The organism is Pelotomaculum terephthalicicum JT, from assembly GCF_022410535.1.
Lineage (GTDB): Bacteria > Bacillota > Desulfotomaculia > Desulfotomaculales > Pelotomaculaceae > Pelotomaculum_D > Pelotomaculum_D terephthalicicum.
Map to the genome: position 1 here is coordinate 1 of NZ_JAKNBL010000066.1, position 8631 is coordinate 8631.

The window sequence follows — 8631 nt, forward strand, 5'->3', positions numbered from 1 at the left end:
ATGCTTGTCTGATAAGGATGATTATACAGAAAATGGTGAGTGTTTTGCTTCGCTGCCAAATCAGATGCCTGAATCTACAGCATTAGACACAATTACTCACCATTTTATATCTCTCACCATAATGCCGTAAATGGGGAGCTCCCCATTTGAGGCATACGGCAGCTACTAATATGCTGCGTTCCGGTGCTGATCTGCCGACAGTTGCACAAATTTTGGGCCATTCCAGTATTAATACGACGGCAATCTATACGAAACCGGACATTAGAACAATGGCGGAGGCAGTGGAGAGAGGGGAGGTTTAACGAGTTTTCTGTTCAATACCGATTGTCACGGTTTAATACCATCTTGCCAAGTAAACGCATTGATGTCATATATATTTTCGTTTTATTTGGGTGGTGATATTGTATCTCGCTTTGAATTGCTTACAGAGATATAATGGCTGCGAGCTGAAATAATGAGCAGCATTCTTTCATGGCATCGATCTTCTTTTCGTCTCTGATCGGCTGAACGAATTCCACAGTTGCCACTCCTTTCGCAAACGTAACTTAACTGGTTATTATTATATATTTGTTACATTTTAGGTAAATGCGGAAGATGAAAAAATCCCGACAATTTTTCAATCCCAACAGGGGCAAGGGGTTCAGGGGTTTACTTTACCCTTGCTGGTTTTGTAATTTAGCCTTGGTGAAATTTGTCGAAATGTCTTGGTTTTTTGGGATAAAAATTAAGAGGATATCAGTTAGAGAGAGTCGAAACCAACAAACAAATAAAACTACATGTCTAAAAATGGGAGTAGGGGAATGACTCTTAATGAGATAATTGAGACGACAATGAAAGAAGCTATCATTTTTATATTAAGCCATTTACGTTACGAGTTTAAAGAAGCGGATACCCATAATAGCGTTATTTTTTATGGCGAGATTAATAATGACCTAATAGAAGCTATTGCACATTATTTAGTAGGGATACGAGCTTGTGCAATTGATGCCGCACTTAATATACGTGCTGACTTAATCGGAGATACCGACGAAGATAAAATAGAATTATATGCGGACATTTGTAGTATAGTCGGTGAAAATAATAATGCGTTAACGATGGATCAAATTCAAGACGAAAGAAACCCTTGGCTTTCCGAAGGTATATTTCATTTGTTTATGAATATTTCAACAAGGTTAACTAACATTCACCCGCCAGGATTAATAATTGCTTTGGATTTACCACATGTATCAGCCAAAGACAAAGGACTTGATTTGATGGCTTTATATTTATTTGGTGATAATCTAGGTATTTCAATTATTGAAACAAAGGCATACAAGGATGATCCTAACAAAGCTATTAACAAAGCAGTTAATTATTTTAAGGAAATTGAACAGGGTAAACATGCGCCAAGAATAAGACAAAGCATCCAAACTATGCGGACATCTCTTCCGCCTAGTTTCCAAAAATTAGTTTCTTCATCCCTTTGGAAAAAAAATCGTTCATATATACCAAATCCCCATTATGATGCAAGTGTCCCTATGAACTGGTCAAATAGACGACCATCTTTAAATGATTTGTCAGTTGGAAAAACCCGTATAATTATAATGCCTCACATTATCAATAACTTCGATACCTTCTTTAATTCAATTTCAGAAAATATGCGTGATTTTGCAAGAGGACTTTAATATGTTTGACGAGTATGTAAAAAATTTAATTAATTTGCTACCAGATTTACCTAAATTAGATCATAATACATGTAGAAGAGCTCTTTCAAAAGCATATTTTTACATTATAAGCTCCAGCATTAATGTCGATCAAGATAATATGATTTATCAAGAATTGGAAGAGATAAAATCTACCCTCAGGAGTATGGTAGATGCTCTTGAAAGCGTAGCTGTTTTTGATCGGCTTAATGGACTTAATATTTCCCCTGAAGTGGAAAATGCCTGTGCTTTTGTTGCTGGTGAATCTCTTTCCTTGTTAACCAAATTACCCCATTCAAGTGAAGAACTTTTATTAATTCATGATCCACTGTTTATAGAAACAAATTATATTGTTATAGAATCAGCTCTTCTATATATGATTGGTGATTACGATATTAATGCAGTTTCTGTAGTTAAGCATTTAAGTATTCCTTCAATTGATATAGAAGATAGAAGTATAACAGGGGCCTTACGGGCAAATTCTACATATTTATTAAAAAGGTTAGTCGCGTTATGTTCTGGAGATGTTCGAGAGGTTGAAGGGAGTGTACCGTTTACTGGTACGAAGAAAGTACCTACCAGGTATGAATATCTTATTTACGAAATTAGGATTCGTTTTTATGAAAAGATAGCGAATGCAGTGGATTTTTATATTAAATGGCTTGGGGGAGTTGATGAAAGAGGCATAGGCAAAGCCATTCAATACTTACAAAGGGCTCGTGATGCCACAAGAGCGAGCGGATACGAAGCTGATACAATATTTGCTGATATCTATCACCTTTGTAGCCTGTTACTTGTTGTTATAGATAGAACAAGTGTTAGATCAGTTGTGCATAGAGTGCCACAGCCGACTATTGGAGATGAAGCAATTCTAAAATCCTTTCCCATATATTTAAAGGAGCGAGCACGAGGTAATAAGGATAGTGTTGGTAGACCTTTTCTTTGGCCGTCCGCTTTAGAATTTGTCGTTGATTGCTTACCTGGCCCAAATAAAGATGTTGTTATTTCAATGCCTACTGGGAGTGGGAAAAGTTTTATTGCCGAATTATCAATAGCCCATGCGCTTAGTAGAGGATGGGTTCTATATCTTGCGCCAACTAATGCTTTAGCTCACCAAATAAGACGTGATCTTAAAAAAGCTCTTAGGGCATTTAAAGATGTTGATATACTAACTTTTGTCGGCGGGGAAGAATATACTACTCTCTCGGAAGAGCAGATCGAGCAAAATGGAAAACATTACGTAGCAGTCATGACCCCTGAAAAATGCTCTTTAGCAATGCGGCTTTATAAAGATTATTTTACTACGTGTGTTCTTTGTATTTTTGATGAGTGCCATTTGCTTAATGACCATCGGCGTGGCACAACGGCTGATATAATTATAGCGCAGTTAATTACTTATTCACCAAATATTCGATTTGTCTTGATGTCGGCAATGATTAGCAATTCGAATGATTTATCTGAATGGTTACGTGTTGCTCATGATGGTCAGTGTGTACCAAAACCTTTAAAATGGCGTCCTTCACGTACTATTAGAGGCTTTATATTCTTAAACAAAGAAGACTATAATGTTGAATTTCAAAAAGCAAAGGATAGTCTTATTGCATTACCAGCCCGCCGTGTGAATATTAACTTTGATATACCTTTAGCTTTAATAGTCGGGCTTTCTGGACCCTGGACCCTTGATGGTCCACCAGATTATTGTGTTACAAGTTTACCTTTAGAGTACACTGCAAAGGCCTCACGCAATCGAGACGGATCGGTAAATTCAAAATTTGAAGGATGGAAAAATACATCTTCTCGTATATTATCTGAACTATTTGCTCGTACTGGTCTGCCTGTAATTAATTTTATACTTACAAGTCGCCACCATGCCTTTAGTTGCGCTAATAAGGTTCAGGGTGAATTTCCAGGATGTATTGGTGAAGAAGGTTCTTTCCCTCCGATTGTTGATGCTTGGCTTTCTATCGCAGATGCGGAATTGGGTGTTAATACCCTTTTACGAGAGCTGCTCCGTCGGGGAATTGCCGTTCATACTAGTTCAATGTTACAACCTGAACAAGCAGCGTCAGAATGGATGTTCTCAAACGGAAAAGCACTCTTGATGTTTGCAACAGGAACATTAGCTCAAGGATTAAATTTGCCAGCTATCGCTGTAGTCATAGCTGGTACTTCTATGGGAGATCCTAGAGATACCGATTCGATTGATGGTGTTTCTCGCGTTAACGCGATGATACTTAATGGATTTGGGCGTGCAGGGCGACCCGGCTTTTCGAATCAGGGTATAGCAGTTTTAGTAAGTGATAAACCTTATGCCGCACCAATATCTGAGCAGCTTAACCCAACGGGAGTCCTAGCAAAGTTTGGGGTTTTAGCTGAGCCAGATGCAACAGTTGAAGTGCACAGTCCTATTGAGAAATTCATTGATAATATTATTACAGATCAACTCGACACCCAAACCGCAACAATACCAGAATTGGCACTTACTTCACTCCTAGCAGAAATAGATGAGGAATCTGGTAATATATTAGGGCGCACTTTGGCTGCCTATCATAAGCGTCATTTGTTCACACCACATATAAAAGATCAAATTCAGATACAGATAAGTACCATTAAAGAAACGTTTCTCAAGCAACCTGACGTTCCACATTGGATGAATAAAGCAGCAATGAAAGCAGGTGTCGATTTATTCCGTGCTTGGAGAATTTGGTCAGCTTATGAACAGCGAGGATTGGTTTCAATTGAGGGCGGTGTAAGCTATAGTGTAATTGACTGGTTAGATGTATTTTTTCAAGTAATGAGTTTACTCCCCCCCAAGAGAGTATTACCATACCTTGCCGACGATGGCACAAAGACTCAAACTATACTAAAAAGTTTGCGTGATAGAGTTGTAATGCAACGAGAAGTAGATGATATCCCCTGGGATATGCCAGAGGATTGGCTAATCCTCTGGCAAGAATTAAAAAGATTAGTACTCCTTTATATGCAAGGCGAGAGTTATGCTGTAATCGCACAAAACTATTTAGGTGTAAGTATTGAGCAAATCAATAATAAGAGAAGTAAGGGTGATAATCATATTCCCACCGTATTTGGGTTCCTACGAAAGATAGTTGAGCAACTAGCTATAGATGCTGGATGTTTCCTTGCTATTCAAGAATTAGCGGTATATGGTGAAGAAAACACTAGCTTAATTCCAGAACAACTTCAGTCTTTACCGCTCTGTATAAAAAATGGATGTAATTCAATTGAAGTATTATCCTGGTATAGATTTGCTTTTAGACAAAGAATCTGCGCTCACAATCTTGAGAAGGCTTTTCCTGTCCCTAAAAATTTAGCAAGTGATGCTGATAGGGCAAATTGGGTTCGAAATATGAGACTTATATGGTTATTTAGTGATTACGACATAAAAGAAAATCCACTATTGAACTATGCCAGGATTATTATCCTAAATGGTGGATATTTTTAATGAGTACAAATTATTCAACAGTATAGGTCAGAATGTCATCGGAGGATATCCTAATTCTATTTTGGTGAAAAAATACTAGCAATCAAAGTAATTCAATCCATTAGTGTTGAAATGTTCCAGAATGTATCTAACATCAGTACTTAGATGAAATTCCATAAGGGTTACAAAAGGGGGGCTATGATTGGATGTTTTTGAACTAAACCGACGTTTAATCCACGACTATTCCTCGTACATATGCAGTTTTATCCAGATTCGCGATGAGCGTATTGGTAAATATACTCAAGAATGTCTTGACAATGGACTGCTCTGGCCCGAGCCATTGATTCAGCTAAATCCATCATTTCAACCCGGCAAGTGGATTGATGAATTGGTGGAAAGTGGAATCCTCCACCAGGAATGTAGCCGTATTTTTCGTATTAATAAAGATCAGCAGGAAGAAGGCCAAACTCTACGGCTTCACAAACACCAGGTTGACGCAATAGATGCCGCCCGGGCTGGAGATAACTACGTGCTTACCACTGGCACAGGGTCTGGTAAAAGCCTGGCCTATATTGTACCCATCGTAGACTACGTGCTTCGCCATGGCAGTGGCCGAGGCATCCAGGCCATTGTAATTTACCCGATGAACGCCCTGGCGAACAGCCAGTACGGCGAGTTGGAAAAATTCCTTCACTTTGGCTATCCGGAAGGCCAGAGCCCGGTTACCTTTGAAAAATACACCGGCCAGGAGAGCGAGGAGCAAAAGAAACAAATCATTGAAAACCCACCCGATATATTACTTACTAACTATGTCATGTTGGAGTTAATCTTAACCCGGATTAAAGATAAAAACCTCATTAGATCTGCCCAAAACCTGAGATTCCTTGTGCTGGACGAACTACACACTTACCGCGGCCGCCAGGGTGCGGATGTGGCCATGCTGATCCGCCGCCTACGCAATTATTGCGGGGGTGAAAATCTCCAGTGTATCGGTACTTCTGCTACGCTTGCCGGCGGGGGTACATATGACCAACAAAGGGCCGAGGTGGCCCAGGTGGCAACGCTCTTTTTTGGTTCTCAAGTTCATCCAGAACGTGTTGTCATGGAAACCCTGCAGCGGGCAACGCCAGATAAGGACCTTAAGGACCCCATTTTTAAACATGAATTAATCGAGAGTGTTCAAAACCCGAAGCCAGTGGCTAATTACCGGGAATTAATAGAAGATCCGCTCTCCATTTGGGTTGAAACCACCTTTGGTATTACCAAAGAGCCAGGTAGCGGTAGATTGATCCGCAGCATACCAAAGAGCATCTCGGGAGATGAAGGCGCTGCTAAAAACTTAAGCAGACTGACAGGACTTTCTGAAGGACAGTGTACCCAGGCGATTCAGGAGAGGTTGCTGATGGGGTATAGATGTAAACACCCAGAAACAGGATTCCCCACCTTCGCATTTCGCCTGCACCAGTTTATCAGCCGGGGTAATACTGTATATACGTCCTTGCAGAACGAAGAGGACCGATACATAACAATTCACGGCCAGCAATATGTGCCCAATGACCGAAACCGGGTACTTTTTCCATTGGCTTTTTGCCGTGAGTGTGGGCAGGAGTATTACAGCGTTTACGTCATTACTGACCAAAACACCGGAATGAGCGTCTTTGTACCGCGTGATCCTAATGAAAACTATTCCAGTGAAGAGGAGGGGAAAGCCGGTTATCTTTACCACAATTCCACCGATTCTTGGCCAGATGATGAACTAGATGTTATAAAACGGGTGCCGGACAACTGGGTGGAAAATCGAAGGGGAATATCTATCATCCGCAGCAATCATGTAAAAGATCTACCTCGACCGGTAAATATTAAACCGAATGGCTCCGAGAGTGGGGAGGGCCTTGAGTTTTATTATATTTCAGCACCCTTCCGTTTCTGTTTGCACTGTGGTGTTTCCTATGGCAGCCGCCAGTCGAGTGACTTCGCAAAGCTGGCTACCCTCGGCTCGGAAGGGCGCAGCACTGCCACCACCATCTTGAGCTTGTCTGCAATCAACCATCTCCAAAAGGATGAGAATTTGCCGCAAAAGGCAAAAAAGCTTTTAAGCTTTACCGATAACCGTCAGGACGCTTCGCTGCAGGCTGGTCACTTCAATGATTTTGTAGAGATCGGCCTACTGCGCACTTCTCTTTACCAAGCGGTTTGTGCTGCTGGCGAGGAAGGCCTCCGCCATGATGAACTGACCCAGAAAGTGTTTAATTCTCTGGTTCTTCCTCTGGAGTTTTATGCTGTTGATCCGAATGTACGTTTTCAGGCCCTTGCCGATACCCAGCGGGCTTTACGAAACGTTTTGGGATACCGCCTCTATCAAGACTTGAAACGAGGATGGCGCATCACCTCGCCCAACCTGGAGCAATGTGGCCTCCTGGAAATTCAATATGCGTCGCTGGATGAAGTTTGTGAGGTAGAAGACCTATGGCAGGATTGTCATCCAACCCTCGTGGTTGCCAGCCCCGAAACTAGAAAGAAGATTTGCAAAGTCTTGCTGGACTATATGCGACGTGAATTGGCCATCAAGGTAGATTACTTAAATCGGGAATTTCAGGAACGAATAATTCAGCAAAGCAACCAGCATTTAAAGTCACCCTGGGCAATTGACGAAAATGAGCGGTTAGAACATGCTGCAGTACTTTACCCCCGGTCCCGCTCTAAAAAAGATTTCCTGGGAAATGTTTACCTCTCGGAGCGGGGCGGCTTTGGCCAGTACCTGCGCCGTCCGACAACTTTTCCAGGTTACCTCGAAAAAATCACACTGGAGCAGACAGCTGCCATTATCAGCCAAATCCTAACTGCATTGCGCGTAGGTGGCCTGGTTGAAGTTGTAGACGAAAACCGGAATAATGATGATGTGCCCGGCTACCAGCTGACAGCTTCAGCCATGATCTGGGTTGCCGGGGATGGTAGCAAGGCTTTCCACGATCCCATTCGTGTTCCTAACGAATCTGAATTGGGCAGCCGTACAAACCCCTTTTTTGTGGAGTTTTATAAATCCTTGGCCTCTGGTGCCCGGGGTATTGAGGCCAGGGAACATACAGCACAGGTGCCTTATGAACTAAGAATTTCACGGGAAGAAAACTTTCGGGAAGGACGCCTTCCTATTTTGTACTGCTCCCCGACTATGGAATTGGGGGTAGACATCTCGCAGCTCAATGTTGTCAATATGCGCAATATACCTCCAACACCGGCAAACTACGCCCAGCGTAGCGGACGGGCCGGGCGGAGCGGCCAGCCGGCCTTGGTCTTCAGCTACTGCTCCACCGGAAGTCCCCACGACCAGTATTTCTTCAAGCGGCCCCAGTTAATGGTGGCCGGCGCCGTTTCCCCGCCCCGTGTGAACGGTCAATAAAAATACAGCATTTTCGGCCATTTAAAATGCAGCACTTGGCCACATATTTTACTGGAAATTTATTAACTTCTTTGAAACTGCCGGTATAGGCGGGATGGAAGGAGCCCGTA

4 protein-coding genes are annotated in these 8631 nt (G+C 42.0%); all 4 read left to right on the plus strand.

Annotated elements, in window-relative coordinates; genetic code table 11:
* The first annotated feature begins 146 nt into the window (after nucleotides 1-146).
* The 4 genes from L9W92_RS18120 to L9W92_RS18135 all read left to right on the plus strand — a co-directional run bounded on the left by L9W92_RS18120 (nucleotide 147) and on the right by L9W92_RS18135 (nucleotide 8521).
* A complete protein-coding gene (locus tag L9W92_RS18120; RefSeq protein ID WP_282442413.1) occupies nucleotides 147-302 on the plus strand; it encodes a tyrosine-type recombinase/integrase in 156 nt (51 codons plus the stop codon).
* Between the two features lie 498 nt (nucleotides 303-800).
* The gene (locus L9W92_RS18125; RefSeq protein ID WP_240085148.1) at nucleotides 801-1664 is read left to right on the plus strand and encodes a hypothetical protein; all 864 of its coding nucleotides are present in this window, start codon (nucleotides 801-803) and stop codon (nucleotides 1662-1664) included.
* Nucleotide 1665: 1 nt separating this feature from the next.
* Nucleotides 1666-5145: a DEAD/DEAH box helicase gene (locus tag L9W92_RS18130; protein WP_240085149.1), complete on the plus strand. Its 3480-nt coding sequence runs from the start codon at nucleotides 1666-1668 to the stop codon at nucleotides 5143-5145.
* Between the two features lie 181 nt (nucleotides 5146-5326).
* Nucleotides 5327-8521 (plus strand): DEAD/DEAH box helicase, encoded by a 3195-nt coding sequence (locus L9W92_RS18135; RefSeq protein WP_240085150.1) that lies wholly within the window; start codon nucleotides 5327-5329, stop codon nucleotides 8519-8521.
* Nucleotides 8522-8631 lie beyond the last annotated feature (110 nt).